This is a genomic window from Achromobacter sp. ACM01, assembly GCF_014851745.1.
Classification (GTDB): domain Bacteria; phylum Pseudomonadota; class Gammaproteobacteria; order Burkholderiales; family Burkholderiaceae_B; genus Achromobacter; species Achromobacter aegrifaciens.
In genome coordinates this window covers 519,092-533,425 of the sequence record NZ_JACVAF010000003.1, presented here as the reverse complement: position 1 = coordinate 533,425, position 14,334 = coordinate 519,092, and the positions used below count along the sequence as shown (strand labels likewise).

Genomic DNA, 14,334 nt, shown 5'->3' with positions numbered 1-14,334 from the left:
TCAGCGCGCCAGGAAGAGGAATAGCGTGGGCAGCTTGTCGAGCTGGGGCGCCGGCTGCTTTTTCCAGTCGGCCACGCTGCGGGTGACGATCCATTCGTCGGCGGTCGTGACCGAGCGCGCCACGCACAGCTTGGTGTCGCCCTTCAGGCTGGCCAGCAGCGTGGCGAACATGGCGGCGTTGCGATAGGGGGTCTCGATCAGCAACTGGGTCTGGTTGTGCTTGGCCGAGTGCTGCTCCCAGGCGCGCAGCTGCTTGGCGCGTTCCGTGGGGTCCACCGGCGCGTAGCCATGGAAGGCAAAGCGCTGGCCGTCCAGTCCGCTGGCCATCAGGCCCAGCAGGATGGAAGAGGGGCCGACCCAGGGTTTTACCGTGATGCCCAGGCGGTGTGCGGCGTCCGCGACCTTGGCGCCCGGGTCCGCGACCGCGGGGCAGCCCGCCTCGGAGACCAGGCCGATTTCCGCGCCCTTGAGCGCCGGTTCCAGCCAGGCCTTGATCTGGGCGGCGTCTACCTTGTCGTTCAGGGTGTGGATGGTGATTTCCTGCAGTGGCCGGGTTGTGCCGATCAGCTTGAGGAAGGCGCGCGCGGTCTTTGCGTTTTCGGCGATGTAGGTGTCCAGCTGGCCTGCCAGGGTGCGGACCTCGGCGGGGAGCCAGCGCTCGGGCGGGGCTTCACCCAGGCCGACCGGGATCAGGTGCAGCGCGCCGCTCATGCGGATGCTCCGGGGGCGTCCAGCGGATCCAGGCCGAACTGCGCCAGCATGCCGGTCAGTGCGATCAGCGGCAGCCCGATGATGGCGGTGGGGTCGTCGCTCTGGATGCTTTCCATCAGGGCGATGCCCAGGCTTTCCGCCTTGGCGCTGCCTGCGGTATCGTAGGGTTCTTCGGCGCGCAGATAGGCTTCGATCGCGCGGTCCGACAGCTGGCGGAAACGGCAGCGCGTGACGATGTCGGCTTTTTCCACCCGCTGGCCGTCCGTGACCGCCAAGGCGCTGTGAAATTCCACGATTTGACCCGACAGGGCCCGCAATTGCGCCAATGCGCGCGGGAAATCCCCCGGTTTGCCGATGGGCTGTCCGTCGATGGTGGCCACCTGGTCCGAGCCGATCACGATGCTGCCGGGGTAATTGGCCGCGACCGCCATGGCCTTGGCCACGGACAGGCGCAGCGCCAGGGCTTCGGGCGTTTCGCCGGAGTGTGGCGTTTCGTCTACATCGGGGGAAATCGCCGTGAAAGGCAGGCGCAGGCGGGACAGCAGTTCTTTGCGGTAACGCGAGCTGGACGCGAGGATCAGGCTGGGCTTGGAAGGCATGCGATATTTGACGTTAAGGCGTAAGTCACAGTATTATCTAACGTTTTGCGGGATTTTTGCATGAATGGACGCGCGAGCAAGCCGGTGGCGAAGCTTGGCGGCCTCGGCAAAATCATGGGTTCTGGGTTTTCCGGGGTTTAAACCCCCGGGGTTTTAAACCCGCGAGTTCGGGCTCTGTGAACAGCCCCGCGAATGCAAAGGACTGAACATCAAGCGCATCGATGCATACGCATTTGCCCAGATGGGCAAGGAAGCGCAAGGAACCATACCTCTTGTGCGGCTTACGCGCGTGGTTGACGGGCTGCCCGAACAACCGCAGGGCGATGCCGTACTCGTGACGTGGTCCGTGCGCGGCGAAATGGGTAGAACCGGCCTGCTGATGGGCCGGCCGCTACTGCATATCCATGTGCAGGCGAATCCGGTGCTGGTGTGCCAACGGTGCAACGAGCCGTTCGTGTATCCGATCGACAGCGAAGTCCTTTTGCAGCTGGTCAAGTCCGAAGCCGATCTCGACGACGATGCTTCCTACGGGGATCCATCCGGCGAGGACGACGAGGACGAAGAAGGAAATGGTTTTGTGTCCAACCTGCCTGAAAAGGTGGTGGGTTCGCATCATTTTGATCTGCTGGCCCAGATCGAAGATGAGCTCATTCTGAGCGTTCCGTATGTGCCCAAGCATGATGTATGCCCGGGCGCGCTGGCCAAGGTCAGCGAAGCTTCTCCCGAGGAGCCCGCTGTCAAGCGTCCGTCGCCGTTTGCGGTGCTGGAACAACTGAAGCACAAAGATTGAGATCAACATCGGGCCGCATCGCGTACAATGCGCCCCGTTTCTAGGAGTCATCATGGCCGTTCAACAAAACAAGAAGTCCCCGTCCAAGCGCGGTATGCACCGCTCGCACGATTTTCTGGTGAACCCGCCGACCGCGATCGAACCCAACACGGGCGAAGCGCATCTGCGTCACCACATCAGCCCCAACGGCTTCTACCGCGGCCGCAAGGTCCTGAAGACCAAGGCCGACGAATAAGGCCCCCGGGCCGAACTCGTACTCGGACCATTTCGGCTGAGCGCTGATACCTGGCACCCGTGATACGCATCGCCATAGACTGTATGGGCGGAGACTTCGGTCTGCCCGTCACGATTCCGGCTGCGATCGAGTTCGCCCGGCAATTTCCGGATACCCGGCTATTGCTGGTCGGGCTTCCCGACGCCATCGAAGCGGCGCTCTCCGAGCACCGCGGCGTGGCGCGTGATCGCATTGAGATCGTGGCGGCTTCCGAAGTCGTCACCATGGACGACCCGGTCGAGGTCGCCCTGCGCCGCAAAAAAGACTCCTCCATGCGCCTGGCCGCCCAGTCCGTCAAGGACGGGCGCGCCGACGCCTGCGTTTCCGCGGGCAATACCGGCGCGTGGATGGCCATTTCACGCTATGTGCTCAAGACGCTGGACGGCATAGACCGCCCCGCGATCGCCACGTCCATTCCGAACCAGACGGGCCGCGCCACCACGGTGCTGGACCTGGGCGCGAATGTGGACTGCACGGCCGAGCATCTACTCCAATTCGCCATCATGGGCGCCGCGCTGTCGCAGGCGGTGGACCATCGCGAGCGCCCCTCGGTGGGCCTGCTCAACATCGGCGAAGAAGTCATCAAGGGCAACGAAGTCGTCAAGGAAGCCGCCGAGCTCCTGCGCAGCAGCCCGCTCAACTTCTACGGCAACGTGGAAGGCAATGACATATTCAAAGGCACGGTCGACGTCGTCGTCTGCGACGGTTTCGTCGGCAACGTCGTGCTCAAGTCCGTCGAAGGGCTGGCGAAGATGTTGTCCAGCGTCATTCGCGAAGAGTTCAAACGCAATCTGATCACGCTGCTGGCTGGCGCGGTGGCCAAGCCGGTGCTCAACCGCCTGCGCACCCGCGTCGACAACCGGCGCTATAACGGCGCCGCGCTGCTGGGCTTGCGCGGCGTGGTCATCAAGAGCCATGGTTCCGCGGACGTCTACGCCTATGGATTTGCGTTGCAGCGCGCCCGTGAAGCCGTAGTGAGTAAACTGCTGGAGCGCACCGCTGAGACGGTCGCTCAGATTACCAAGCGCGTTCAATCTGGCGAAGGCCCCTCGGTGTCGTCGCCAAACGTGGCTGGGGACACCGCTTGATGGATACCGCAATGAAATATTCCGTGATCGCGGGCACCGGCAGCTTCCTGCCGGAACGCGTGGTTTCGAATGACGAACTGGCGGCGGAGCTGGCGACGCGCGACATCGCCACCTCCGACGAATGGATCGTCGAGCGCACCGGCATCCGCCAGCGCCATCTGGCCGAGCGCGGCGTGACCACCAGCGTGCTGGCGACCGAGGCCTCGCGCCGCGCGCTCGCCGATGCCGGCGTGGACGCCTCCGAGGTCGACCTGATCGTCCTGGCCACGTCGACGCCGGACTTCGTGTTTCCGAGCACCGCCTGCATCGTGCAGTCCAATATCGGCGCCAAGGGTTCGGCGGCATTCGACGTGCAGGCCGTGTGCAGCGGTTTCGTCTACGCGATGACCACCGCCGACAGCTTCATCCGTGCCGGCCGCGCGCGTTGCGCGCTGGTCATCGGCGCTGAAGTCTTCTCGCGCATCCTGGACTGGAACGACCGCTCCACCTGCGTGCTGTTCGGCGACGGCGCCGGCGCCGTGGTGCTCAAGGCTTCCGACAAGCCTGGCATCCTGGCCGCGCAACTGCACGCCGACGGCAGCCAGGCCAAGATCCTGAACGCTGCGGGCAACGTAGCCTATGGCGACGTGACCGGCGATCCGTTCCTGCGCATGGACGGGCAGGCCGTGTTCAAGCAGGCCGTTACCGTGCTGGACCGTTCCGCGCGCGACACCTGCGCCGAAGCGGGCGTCGAGATCGCCGACGTCGATTGGCTGATCCCGCACCAGGCCAACGTGCGCATCCTGAATTTCCTGGCGCGCAAGCTTGCCGTGCCGGTCGAGAAGGTCGTCGTCACCGTCGACAGCCACGCCAACACCTCTGCAGCCAGCGTGCCGCTGGCCCTGGACGCCGCGCGCCGCGACGGCCGCGTCAAGCCGGGCCAGTTGATCCTGATGCAAGGCGTGGGCGGCGGATTCACCTGGGGCTCGGTACTGGCCCGCATGTAAGGGCGCGCTCCGGCGCGGCGTGGCGCTCGGCGCCGCGGCCGCCGGAATGATGTGCCTGGCATTCCACACAGACACTGAATCAATCCAAACGGTCAAACATGAAAATCGCTTTTGTCTTTCCTGGCCAAGGTTCCCAAGCTGTCGGCATGCTGGACGCCTGGTCCGGCGTCGCGGCCGTCACGGACACCGTGGCGCGCGCCTCGCAGGCGCTGGGTCAGGACCTGGGCGCGCTGATCGCGCAAGGCCCTGCGGAACAGCTCAACCTGACCACCAACACCCAGCCCGCCATGCTGACCGCTGGCGCTGCGTTCTACGCGGCCTGGTGCGCTGCTGGCGGCCGCAAGCCCGACGTCGTGGCCGGCCACAGCCTGGGCGAATACGCCGCGCTGACGGCCGCGGGCTCGCTCGCGCTTGAAGATGCCGTGCGTCTGGTGCGCGTGCGCGCCGACGCCATGCAGGCCGCGGTGCCGGTAGGCACCGGCGCCATGGCCGCCATCCTGGGTCTGGACGACGACGCCGTGCGCGCGGCCTGCGAAGCCGCCGCCCAGGGCGAGGTTGTCGAGGCCGTGAACTTCAACGCGCCCGCGCAGGTCGTGATCGCAGGCCACAAGGCCGCGGTCGAACGCGCTTGCGAACTGGCCAAGGCCGCAGGCGCCAAGCGCGCGCTGCTGCTGCCGGTGTCCGCGCCGTTCCACTCCAGCCTGCTCAAGCCCGCCGCAGACGTGCTGGCCGGCGCGCTGGCCGGCGTGACCGTGTCCGCGCCGCAGGTGCAAGTGATCAACAACGTCGACGTGGCTTCGCCTGTCGAACCCGATGCCATCCGGGATGCGCTGGTGCGCCAGGCATGGCATCCTGTGCGCTGGGTCGAAACCCTGCGCGCGATGAAGGCGCAAGGCGTCACGCACGTCATCGAATGCGGTCCCGGCAAGGTGCTGGCCGGCCTGACCAAGCGCATCGATCCCGAACTCACGGGCATGGCCATTACCGATCCTGCTTCGCTTGAAGCAGCGTTGGCCGCCGTCAACGGAAATTAAGAACATGGACAACACCTCGATCGAACTGCAGGGCAAGATCGCGCTGGTGACCGGCGCCACGCGTGGCATTGGCCGCGCCATCGCCCAGGAACTGGCTGCGCGCGGCGCCACCGTCGTCGGCACCGCCACGTCCGAATCGGGCGCTGCCGCCATCACCGAAGCGCTGGCGCCCCTGGGCGGCCGCGGCGTGGTGCTGGACGTGACCGACGCCGCTGCCTGCGATGCGCTGATCGACGCGCTGGGCAAGGAGGGCGGCGGTCCCCACATCCTCGTCAATAACGCAGGCATCACCCGTGATACGCTGGCGATGCGCATGAAGGATGAGGACTGGTCGGCTGTCATCGATACCAACCTGGCTTCGGTTTTCCGCCTGTCGCGCGCCGTGCTGCGCAGCATGATGAAGGCCCGCTGGGGACGCATCATCAACGTCACGTCCGTGGTGGGTTCCAGCGGCAACCCGGGCCAGGCCAACTACGCCGCGGCCAAGGCCGGCGTGGCAGGCATGTCGCGCGCCCTGGCGCGTGAACTGGGCAGCCGCAACATCACCGTGAACTGCGTCGCGCCCGGTTTCATCGATACCGACATGACGCGCGCGCTGGGCGAAAATCAGACTGCGGCCTTGCTGCAGCAGATTCCGCTGGGCCGCCTGGGTTCGCCTGCCGACATCGCCCACGCCGTGGCGTTTTTGTCCGGGCCGCAGGCGGGTTACATTACCGGCACCACCCTGCACGTCAACGGCGGGATGTACATGCAATAAGTCACGAATCGCGCGTAGGCGGCCAGTTCCGCCATGCCGCCGCCGGACACAAACGGCGAGGCAACGCGAGGTTCAACCGGAAACGCCGCACACCGGTTTCCTGCGCCATTCCCGGCGACAGATCAAGTGCGCGGTGTTATTTTTGTCACGGCCAGGCGTCGCAAAACTCCGCGCTTGGCTATAATTCGCGGGATTTTTCCCAATTGGAGATCTGCATGGAAAGCATCGAACAGCGCGTCAAGAAGATCGTCGCTGAACAACTTGGCGTCAACGAAGCCGAGATCAAGAACGAATCCTCCTTCCTTGACGACCTCGGTGCCGATTCGCTCGACATGGTCGAACTGGTCATGGCGCTCGAAGACGAATTCGAGACCGAGATCCCCGACGAAGAGGCCGAAAAGATCACGACCGTGCAACAAGCGATTGACTACATCAATTCGCACGGCAAGCAGTAAGCTGGGCTTTTACCCTTCTGGTTGCCTCGCGACGTCCGTCGCAGCCAGCCGGAAAATCGGGGCGGTTTCAGGAATTTGCCGTGCGGTCCGCATGCGGGAAGGGCGTAGTAATGCCCGACCCGCTTTCGCGTGGGCCGCACGTGCAGCGCATCCCGAAAACCGCCTTTCTTTTGTCTGTTTGAGGAGTCATCCGTGAAGCGACGTGTCGTCATCACTGGCCTGGGTATCGTTTCTCCCGTCGGGAACGACTTGACCACCGCTTGGGACAATATCGTCAACGGACGTTCTGGCATCAGCCGCATCACCCGTTTCGATCCCTCGGCCATCACCACGCATATTGCCGGCGAAGTCAAAGACTTCGACATCAGCACCTATATCTCGGCCAAGGAAGCCCGCCAGATGGATACCTTCATCCATTACGGCCTGGCCGCCGGGATGCAGGCATGGCGCGACAGCGGCCTGGAAGTCACCGAAGCCAACGCGGAACGCATCGGCGTGATCGTGGGCTCGGGCATCGGCGGTCTGCCGCGCATCGAGGAAACGCAGGTTGAATACCTGGCCAAGGGTCCGCGCCGCATTTCGCCGTTCTTCGTGCCGGGTTCGCTGATCAACCTGATCTCCGGTCATTTGTCCATCGCATATGGCATGAAGGGCCCGAGCTACGCGGTCGTGTCGGCCTGCACCACCGGCCTGCATTGCATCGGCGACGCTGCGCGTCTGATCGAGTACGGCGATGCCGACGTCATGGTTGCCGGCGGCGCCGAGTCCACCGTGTCGCCGCTGGGCATCGGCGGTTTTGCCGCGATGCGCGCCTTGTCGACCCGCAATGACGATCCTCAGACGGCTTCGCGTCCCTGGGACCGCGATCGCGACGGCTTCGTGCTGGGCGAGGGTGCGGGCGTACTGGTGCTGGAAGAGTACGAACACGCCAAGAAGCGCGGCGCGCGCATCTACGGCGAGTTCGTGGGCTACGGCATGAGTTCCGATGCGCACCACATCACGGCTCCAGACAAGGACGGTCCGCGTCGCGGCATCGTGAATGCGCTGCGCAACGGCGGCCTGAACCTCGAAGACGTGCAGTACGTCAACGCGCATGGCACCTCGACGCCCCTGGGCGACAAGAACGAAACCGACGCCTTGAAGCTGGCTTTCGGCGATCACGCCAAGAAGCTGGTGGTCAATTCGACCAAGTCCATGACCGGGCACCTGCTTGGCGCGGCCGGTGGTATCGAGGCGGTGTTCACCACCCTGGCGGTCTACAACCAGGTGTCGCCGCCCACGATCAACATCTTCAATCAAGATCCGGAATGCGATCTGGATTACTGCGCCAATGAGGCGCGGCAGATGAAGATCGATGTCGGCCTGTCCAACTCGTTCGGCTTCGGCGGCACCAACGGCTCGATGGCCGTTCGCCGGGTCTGATTTGGAAGAGGCGCTCGGGGAACGCTGGGCGTTTCGCGTGCCCGTCAGGCGGCCAGGAAGCGCCACGGCGCTTTTTGGCCTGGCGCTGGCCGCGGCTGGCGCCAGCGTGCTGACGGCGGCGTCCTGGCACGGCATGGCATGGGCAGCGGGCGCGGCGATTGCGCTCCTGCTTGTGCTGGCCGGGCTGTTACACTCGGCACGGAGCAGCCTGTCCCCCGTATCCGCGTTGCGCGCGGCAGCCGGGGCAGGGAGCTGGCAGGTACGCCTGCCGCAAGGCTGGCAGGACGCAAGGCTGTTGCGAGAACAGCGTGGTCCCCGCTGGCTGACGCTCACTTTGCAGCCCTTGTCCACCGGGAGTACGGCCTTTACCAACAGCACAATCACCCTCACCGTCTGGCAGCGGACGTTGCGCCCCGAGTCCTGGCGGCGCCTGTGCCTGCTGGCCGGCGCGGCGCGGCCTGCCCGTCCGGCGCCCAGCCTGCGGGAGGCGTCATGAGCGAGCGCGAAGTCGACGCCGAGCTTGTCGCACGCGTCCAGCGGGGCGACAAGAAGGCTTTCGACCTGCTGGTGCTCAAGTACCAGCGCAAGATTCTCCGTCTGCTGGCCCGCATGATCCGCGACCCCGCGGAAATCGAGGACGTGGCCCAGGAGGCTTTCATTAAGGCCTACCGCGCCTTGCCCCAATTCCGTGGGGAGAGCGCCTTTTACACCTGGTTGTATCGGATCGCCATCAACACGGCGCGCAACTGGCTGGCCTCGCAGGGCCGGCGTCCCAGCGCGCCCAATGCGATAGAAACGGAAGACGGTGAAACTTTTAACGAAACCGACAACCTAACCGATATAAGCACGCCGGAATCCATGGTCGCCAGCCGCGAAATCGCCGAGACGGTGAACGCGGCTATTGAGGAATTGCCGGAAGAATTGCGTACCGCAATTGTCCTGCGTGAAATCGAAGGTATGAGTTACGAAGACATCGCCCAGAGCATGGATTGCCCGATAGGTACGGTGCGTTCCCGCATTTTTCGTGCGCGTGAAGCCATCGCCACCAAGTTGCGTCCGTTGCTAGGCACCGATGCCGAGCGTCGCTGGTAAGGAGTGGCAGTCATGCAAACAGCAGCCAAATCCGTTGTGATCGCCGAGTCCTCCTGGGAGGAGTCGGTTTCCGCCTGGATGGACGGAGAGGAATCCGACGACATCTTTCCCGGCTTGTTGTCCCGCGAGGGGCGCGAGACCTGGGACACCTATCATCTGATCGGTGATTCCCTGCGCAACGCCGATCTGGCGCTGACCCCCAGCGCGGCCTTCCAGGCCCGCCTGGCACGGGCGCTGGACGCGGAATTGCCCATCGTTGCGGCGCCTCGGCGCCGCTCGCCATTGCGGGTCGGCCTGTCCGGCCTGGCGGTGGCCGCTGCCGTGGCGACCGTCGCCTGGGTGGCGCAGCCTTACCTGACCGGCGAACCGGCGACCGAAGTCCGGGTACTGGCCGATGCCAGCTCGCCCGCCGCGGCTGCCGACGATTCGGGCTTGCGCGACTACCTGGAAGCGCATCGCCAGATGGCTGGCCCGAGCGCCGTGCGCCAGGTGTCCTTTGACACCGGGGTGGGGCGCTGATGGCGTTGGTGCTTCCATCGCGCTGGCCGGTGCTGGGCCGGGCCGCCACGCTGCAGGCCCACCGCGCCGGCTGGTTTGCCGCCACGCTTTTGACCGCTTTCCTGGCTGCGCACGAACCCGCGCGCGCGGCCGATGCCGCGCCTGCCGTCACCGATGACGTGGTCCAGCTGCTGACCCGCATCCAACAAGCCGCCCGCAAGCAGGACTACGCGGGCGTCTTCATGTACCAGCAGGGCGAAACGATCCAGTCCTCGCGCCTGGTGCACGTGGTGGACGGCACCGGTGAACGCGAACGCCTGGAAATCCTCGACGGCCAGCCCCGCGAGTACCTGCGTCACAACGAAGACGTGCAGTGTCTGCTGCCCGAGCGCAAGACCGTGTTGCTGGAGCGCCGCCGAGGCGACCGCTTCCCCGGTCTGCTGCTGGGCGACGCGGCCAACCTGTCCGAGCACTACAAGATCCACGCCGAGTCCGCGCTGCACCGCGTGGCCGGGCGCGAATGCCGCCTGATCACGATCGAGCCGCTGGACAAGCTGCGCTACGGCTACCGGCTGTGCGCGGACGTCGAAACCAATCTGCTGCTCAAGGCCCAGACGCTGAACGCCGCCCGCGGCGTGGTCGAGCAGGTGTCCTTCACCTCGCTGCGGCTGGGCTCGGAAGTCGATCCCCAGTTGCTGAGCTCGCGCTGGAGCACGCGCGACTGGAAGGTGCTGGAACCCTCGATGAAACCGGTGGATCTGGCTGCCCAGGGGTGGCGCATCCCGGCGCCCAAGGGCTTCAAGGCCGTCATGCAGGTGGCCCGTTCGATGGGGAAGGGCATTACGGTCAACCAGATGGTATTGTCCGACGGACTGGCGGCCATTTCCGTGTTCATCGAACCCTACGACAGCCAGCGCGGCCACCGTCCTCCCCACGGCGCCGCGCAGCGCGGGGCGATCACGGTCTATGGCACGCGCATCGCTGATTTCTGGCTGACCGCCGTGGGCGAAGTGCCCATCGCGACGCTGGAGCAGCTGGCGCAAGCCACTGAATATGTGCCCGCCGCGCCTGCGGCAGCAGCCCCCGGGGCCGAGTCCAAGTGATCGGCCGGGTGTGGCAAGCAGCAATTTCGGAGTAACACTTATGAAAGCAATGACAGTGTCGAATGCTTTTTTCCGGCGCTTTCTGGTGGCGGCCGCGGCCAGCGTCATGTTGGCCGGCGCCTATGTGCCTGCCGCCGTCGCCCAGGCGCCGACGGTGACGCTGCCTGATTTCACTAGCATTGTCGAAAAGGCCGACCCCGCGGTCGTCAACATCCGCACCACGGCCACGGTGCCGGTGCGCGGCATGGGCCCCGGCGGCGGCAATGATCCCTATGAACTGTTCCGCTGGTTCTTCGGCCCCGAATTTCAGCCGCCCGGCGGCGGCGCTCAGCCCGGCCCCTCGCCGCGTCAGCGTCCGCAGCCATCCCAGCCCGAAGAGCGCACCGTGCCGCGCGGCGTGGGTTCCGGCTTCTTCATTTCCGATGACGGCTACATCCTGACCAACAACCACGTGGTGGTGGACGCGACGGACATCTACGTCACGCTGACCGACGGCCGCGAGTTCAAGGCCAAGGTCATCGGCACGGACGAGCGCACCGACGTGGCGCTGATCAAGATTGAAGCCAAGGACATGACCCCGCTGGTGATCGGCGATCCCAAGAAGCTGAAGAAGGGGCAATGGGTGCTGGCCATCGGTTCGCCGTTCGGCCTGGATTCCACCGTGACCTCCGGCATCGTCAGCGCCATCGGCCGCGATACCGGCGAATACCTGCCGTTCATCCAGACCGACGTGGCGGTCAACCCGGGCAACTCGGGCGGTCCGCTGATCAACCTGCAAGGCGAGGTGGTGGGCATCAATTCCCAGATCATTTCGCGCAGCGGCGGCTTCATGGGCATTTCGCTGGCCATTCCGATCGACGAAGCCATGCGCGTGGTGGACCAGTTGCGCGCTACCGGCAAGGTCACGCGCGGCCGCGTCGGCGTGCAGATCGGCGAAGTGGGCAAGGACGTGGCCGAAGCCATCGGCCTGCCCAAGGCCGAAGGCGCGCTGGTCAGCAGCGTGGAAGCCGATGGTCCTGCCGAGCAGGCAGGCGTGCAGCCGGGCGACGTGATCCTCAAGTTCAACGGTGAACCCATCAAGCGTTGGTCCGACCTGCCCCGCATCGTGGGCGAAACCAAGCCGGGCACGCGCGCCGACATGGAAGTGTGGCGCAAGGGCAAGAACCTGACGCTGACGGTCAAGGTGGGCGAGATCCCGACCGAGAAGGCCGCGGGCGCCAGCAAGAAGGGCGCGCCGCCAGTCCCGGAAGTCACCAATGCGCTGGGTCTGGGCGTGGTCGACGTGCCGGCCGACGTGCAGAAGAAGCTGCGCATCAAGGGCGGCGTCCAGGTCAAGGTGGCCGAAGGCGCTGCGGCCAAGGCCGGCCTGCAGGAAGGCGACATCGTGTTGGCCCTGAACGACACCGACGTCACGGGCGCCAAGCAGTTCGGCGAACTCGTGGCCAAGCTGGACAAGGGCCGCGCCGCAGGGTTGCTGGTGCGCCGCGGCGACCAGACGCAGTGGGTGGCGGTGCCGGCATCGAAGTAATGCCGGGCCCGTCTTCCGAGTCCGCAGAAAAAAGGCGCAAGACCGGCTAAAATGCCTGGTTGCCGCAAGAGGGGGCGCATGGCGCCCCCTTGTTTTGCCCGGGCCAGGCCCGTTGGCACCCTCCTCGTCAGCCGTGCGTATTCCGGCGGCGGTGTCTTCCGGCCCAGTGCCGAGTGTTCCGTCCCTTATAACTTCAAGCATGCAGCATATTCGCAACTTCTCCATCATTGCCCACATCGATCACGGCAAATCGACCCTGGCCGATCGCCTGATCCAGCGCTGCGGCGGATTGGCGGATCGCGAGATGTCGGCGCAGGTCCTCGATTCCATGGAAATCGAACGCGAGCGCGGCATCACCATCAAGGCCCAGACCGCGGCCCTGCACTACAAGGCGCAGGACGGCAAGGTCTACAACCTGAACCTGATCGACACCCCGGGGCACGTGGACTTCTCGTATGAAGTCAGCCGCTCCCTGTCGGCCTGCGAAGGCGCGCTGCTGGTGGTGGACGCTTCGCAGGGCGTGGAAGCGCAGACCGTGGCCAACTGCTACACCGCCATCGAGCTGGGCGTGGAAGTGCTGCCCGTGCTGAACAAGATGGACCTGCCGCAGGCTGATCCCGACAGCGCCCGCCAGGAAGTCGAGGATGTGATCGGCATCGACGCCTCGCAGGCGGTGCTGGCCAGCGCCAAGACCGGCATGGGCATCGACGAGATCCTGGAAATGGTCGTGGCCCGCGTGCCGCCGCCCAAGGGCGATCCCGACGCGCCGCTGCAGGCCCTCATCATCGATTCGTGGTTCGACAACTACGTGGGCGTGGTGATGCTGGTGCGCATCATCAACGGCGTGCTCAAGCCCAAGGACAAGATCCTGCTGATGGCGTCCGGCGCCACCCACCTTTGCGAGCAGACCGGCGTGTTCACGCCGAAGTCGCAACAGCGTCCGCATCTGTCGGCGGGCGAAGTGGGCTTCATCATCGCCGGCATCAAGCAGCTGGAAGACGCCAAGGTGGGCGATACCGTCACGTTGGCCAACAAGCCTGCAGCCGAACCGCTGCCCGGCTTCAAGGAAGTGAAGCCGCAGGTGTTCGCGGGCCTGTACCCCGTGGAAAGCTCCGAATACGACCAGCTGCGCGATTCGCTTGAAAAGCTCAAGCTGAACGACGCCGCGCTGATGTTCGAGCCGGAAGTGTCGCAGGCGCTGGGCTTTGGCTTCCGTTGCGGCTTCCTGGGTCTTTTGCACATGGAAATCGTGCAGGAGCGCCTGGAGCGCGAATTCGACATGGACATCATCACCACCGCGCCGTCGGTGGTGTACGAAGTCGAACAGCGCGACGGTTCCGTGATCACCGTGGAAAGCCCGTCGCGCATGCCGGAAATCGGCAAGATCGCCGACATCCGCGAACCCATCGTGAAGGTCACGCTGTTCATGCCGCAGGACTACGTGGGTCCTGTCATGACGCTGTGCAATAACAAGCGCGGCGTGCAGGTCAACATGAGCTACCACGGCCGCCAAGTGCACCTGGTGTACGAGATCCCGCTGGCCGAGATCGTGCTGGACTTCTTCGACAAGCTGAAGTCGGTGTCGCGCGGCTACGCTTCGATGGACTACGAGTTCCTGGAGTACCGCTCGGCCGACGTGGTGCGCGTGGACCTGCTGATCAACAACGACCGCGTCGACGCGCTGGCCGTGATCGTCCACCGCAGCAACGCGCGCCATCGCGCCCGCGACGTGGTCACGCGCATGCGCGGCCTGATTCCGCGCCAGATGTTCGACGTGGTGATCCAGGCCGCCATCGGCGCCGAAATCATCGCGCGTGAAAACGTCAAGGCGTTGCGCAAGAACGTGCTGGCCAAGTGCTACGGCGGCGACATCTCGCGCAAGAAGAAGCTGCTGGAAAAGCAGAAGGCCGGCAAGAAGCGCATGAAGCAGGTGGGTAGCGTGGAAATTCCGCAGGAGGCGTTCCTGGCCATCCTGCAAGTGGAAGACAAATAGAACC

The 14,334-nt window shown here is 65.1% G+C and carries 15 protein-coding genes; 13 read left to right on the top strand and 2 right to left on the bottom strand.

The features are described from left to right. Positions 1-711 carry an SAM-dependent methyltransferase gene (locus IB268_RS17230; RefSeq protein ID WP_192354560.1) on the bottom strand — a complete coding sequence of 237 codons (711 nt, stop codon included), beginning with the start codon at positions 709-711 and terminating at the stop codon, positions 1-3. Further along, positions 708-1,310 (bottom strand): Maf-like protein, encoded by a 603-nt coding sequence (locus IB268_RS17225; protein WP_054450606.1) that lies wholly within the window; start codon positions 1,308-1,310, stop codon positions 708-710. Before IB268_RS17225 ends, IB268_RS17230 begins: the two co-directional genes overlap by 4 nt. A 241-nt stretch (positions 1,311-1,551) precedes the next feature. Between IB268_RS17225 and IB268_RS17220 the strand changes: the two genes are divergently transcribed. From IB268_RS17220 to lepA, 13 genes are all read left to right on the top strand, one after another. After that, positions 1,552-2,100, top strand: a complete 549-nt coding sequence (locus tag IB268_RS17220) for a DUF177 domain-containing protein (RefSeq protein WP_225591408.1) — start codon at positions 1,552-1,554, stop codon at positions 2,098-2,100. A 52-nt stretch (positions 2,101-2,152) separates the two neighbouring features. After that, positions 2,153-2,335: a 50S ribosomal protein L32 gene (rpmF, locus tag IB268_RS17215; protein WP_013392223.1), complete on the top strand. Its 183-nt coding sequence runs from the start codon at positions 2,153-2,155 to the stop codon at positions 2,333-2,335. Positions 2,336-2,394: 59 nt separating this feature from the next. Then, the gene (plsX, locus tag IB268_RS17210) at positions 2,395-3,462 is read left to right on the top strand and encodes a phosphate acyltransferase PlsX (RefSeq protein WP_054450609.1); all 1,068 of its coding nucleotides are present in this window, start codon (positions 2,395-2,397) and stop codon (positions 3,460-3,462) included. Further along, positions 3,462-4,448, top strand: a complete 987-nt coding sequence (locus IB268_RS17205) for a beta-ketoacyl-ACP synthase III (protein WP_054450612.1) — start codon at positions 3,462-3,464, stop codon at positions 4,446-4,448. Before plsX ends, IB268_RS17205 begins: the two co-directional genes overlap by 1 nt. A gap of 98 nt (positions 4,449-4,546) precedes the next feature. Next, on the top strand, positions 4,547-5,482 hold the full coding sequence (fabD, locus tag IB268_RS17200; RefSeq protein ID WP_054450614.1) for an ACP S-malonyltransferase: 936 nt from the start codon (positions 4,547-4,549) through the stop codon (positions 5,480-5,482). 4 nt (positions 5,483-5,486) lie between these two features. Continuing rightward, positions 5,487-6,239: a 3-oxoacyl-ACP reductase FabG gene (fabG, locus tag IB268_RS17195; RefSeq protein WP_059374778.1), complete on the top strand. Its 753-nt coding sequence runs from the start codon at positions 5,487-5,489 to the stop codon at positions 6,237-6,239. A gap of 215 nt (positions 6,240-6,454) precedes the next feature. Beyond that, entirely contained in the window at positions 6,455-6,694 is a 240-nt protein-coding gene (gene acpP, locus IB268_RS17190; RefSeq protein WP_003813816.1) for an acyl carrier protein, read from the top strand. Positions 6,695-6,886: 192 nt separating this feature from the next. Next, entirely contained in the window at positions 6,887-8,116 is a 1,230-nt protein-coding gene (fabF, locus tag IB268_RS17185) for a beta-ketoacyl-ACP synthase II (RefSeq protein WP_054450616.1), read from the top strand. A 492-nt stretch (positions 8,117-8,608) separates the two neighbouring features. Beyond that, the gene (gene rpoE / locus IB268_RS17180) at positions 8,609-9,208 is read left to right on the top strand and encodes an RNA polymerase sigma factor RpoE (protein WP_006389292.1); all 600 of its coding nucleotides are present in this window, start codon (positions 8,609-8,611) and stop codon (positions 9,206-9,208) included. A 12-nt stretch (positions 9,209-9,220) separates the two neighbouring features. After that, entirely contained in the window at positions 9,221-9,727 is a 507-nt protein-coding gene (locus IB268_RS17175) for a sigma-E factor negative regulatory protein (protein WP_054450617.1), read from the top strand. Next, the gene (locus IB268_RS17170; RefSeq protein ID WP_054450619.1) at positions 9,727-10,809 is read left to right on the top strand and encodes a MucB/RseB C-terminal domain-containing protein; all 1,083 of its coding nucleotides are present in this window, start codon (positions 9,727-9,729) and stop codon (positions 10,807-10,809) included. The genes IB268_RS17175 and IB268_RS17170 overlap by 1 nt, the downstream gene beginning before the upstream one ends. Positions 10,810-10,849: 40 nt before the next feature. Next, positions 10,850-12,337 carry a DegQ family serine endoprotease gene (locus IB268_RS17165; protein ID WP_054450621.1) on the top strand — a complete coding sequence of 496 codons (1,488 nt, stop codon included), beginning with the start codon at positions 10,850-10,852 and terminating at the stop codon, positions 12,335-12,337. A 199-nt stretch (positions 12,338-12,536) separates the two neighbouring features. Beyond that, positions 12,537-14,330, top strand: a complete 1,794-nt coding sequence (gene lepA / locus IB268_RS17160; protein ID WP_054450623.1) for a translation elongation factor 4 — start codon at positions 12,537-12,539, stop codon at positions 14,328-14,330. The last annotated feature ends 4 nt before the right edge of the window (positions 14,331-14,334 follow it).

Excerpts from the sequence above, each read along its gene's own strand:
- IB268_RS17230 (WP_192354560.1), bottom strand. The coding sequence starts at position 711 with ATGAGCGGCGCGCTGCACCTGATCCCGGTCGGCCTGGGTGAAGCCCCG.
- rpmF (WP_013392223.1), top strand. The coding sequence starts at position 2,153 with ATGGCCGTTCAACAAAACAAGAAGTCCCCGTCCAAGCGCGGTATGCAC.
- acpP (WP_003813816.1), top strand. The coding sequence starts at position 6,455 with ATGGAAAGCATCGAACAGCGCGTCAAGAAGATCGTCGCTGAACAACTT.
- IB268_RS17225 (WP_054450606.1), bottom strand. The coding sequence starts at position 1,310 with ATGCCTTCCAAGCCCAGCCTGATCCTCGCGTCCAGCTCGCGTTACCGC.
- lepA (WP_054450623.1), top strand. The coding sequence starts at position 12,537 with ATGCAGCATATTCGCAACTTCTCCATCATTGCCCACATCGATCACGGC.
- rpoE (WP_006389292.1), top strand. The coding sequence starts at position 8,609 with ATGAGCGAGCGCGAAGTCGACGCCGAGCTTGTCGCACGCGTCCAGCGG.
- IB268_RS17220 (WP_225591408.1), top strand. The coding sequence starts at position 1,552 with ATGGGCAAGGAAGCGCAAGGAACCATACCTCTTGTGCGGCTTACGCGC.
- fabG (WP_059374778.1), top strand. The coding sequence starts at position 5,487 with ATGGACAACACCTCGATCGAACTGCAGGGCAAGATCGCGCTGGTGACC.
- IB268_RS17205 (WP_054450612.1), top strand. The coding sequence starts at position 3,462 with ATGGATACCGCAATGAAATATTCCGTGATCGCGGGCACCGGCAGCTTC.
- IB268_RS17175 (WP_054450617.1), top strand. The coding sequence starts at position 9,221 with ATGCAAACAGCAGCCAAATCCGTTGTGATCGCCGAGTCCTCCTGGGAG.
- IB268_RS17170 (WP_054450619.1), top strand. The coding sequence starts at position 9,727 with ATGGCGTTGGTGCTTCCATCGCGCTGGCCGGTGCTGGGCCGGGCCGCC.
- IB268_RS17165 (WP_054450621.1), top strand. The coding sequence starts at position 10,850 with ATGAAAGCAATGACAGTGTCGAATGCTTTTTTCCGGCGCTTTCTGGTG.
- fabD (WP_054450614.1), top strand. The coding sequence starts at position 4,547 with ATGAAAATCGCTTTTGTCTTTCCTGGCCAAGGTTCCCAAGCTGTCGGC.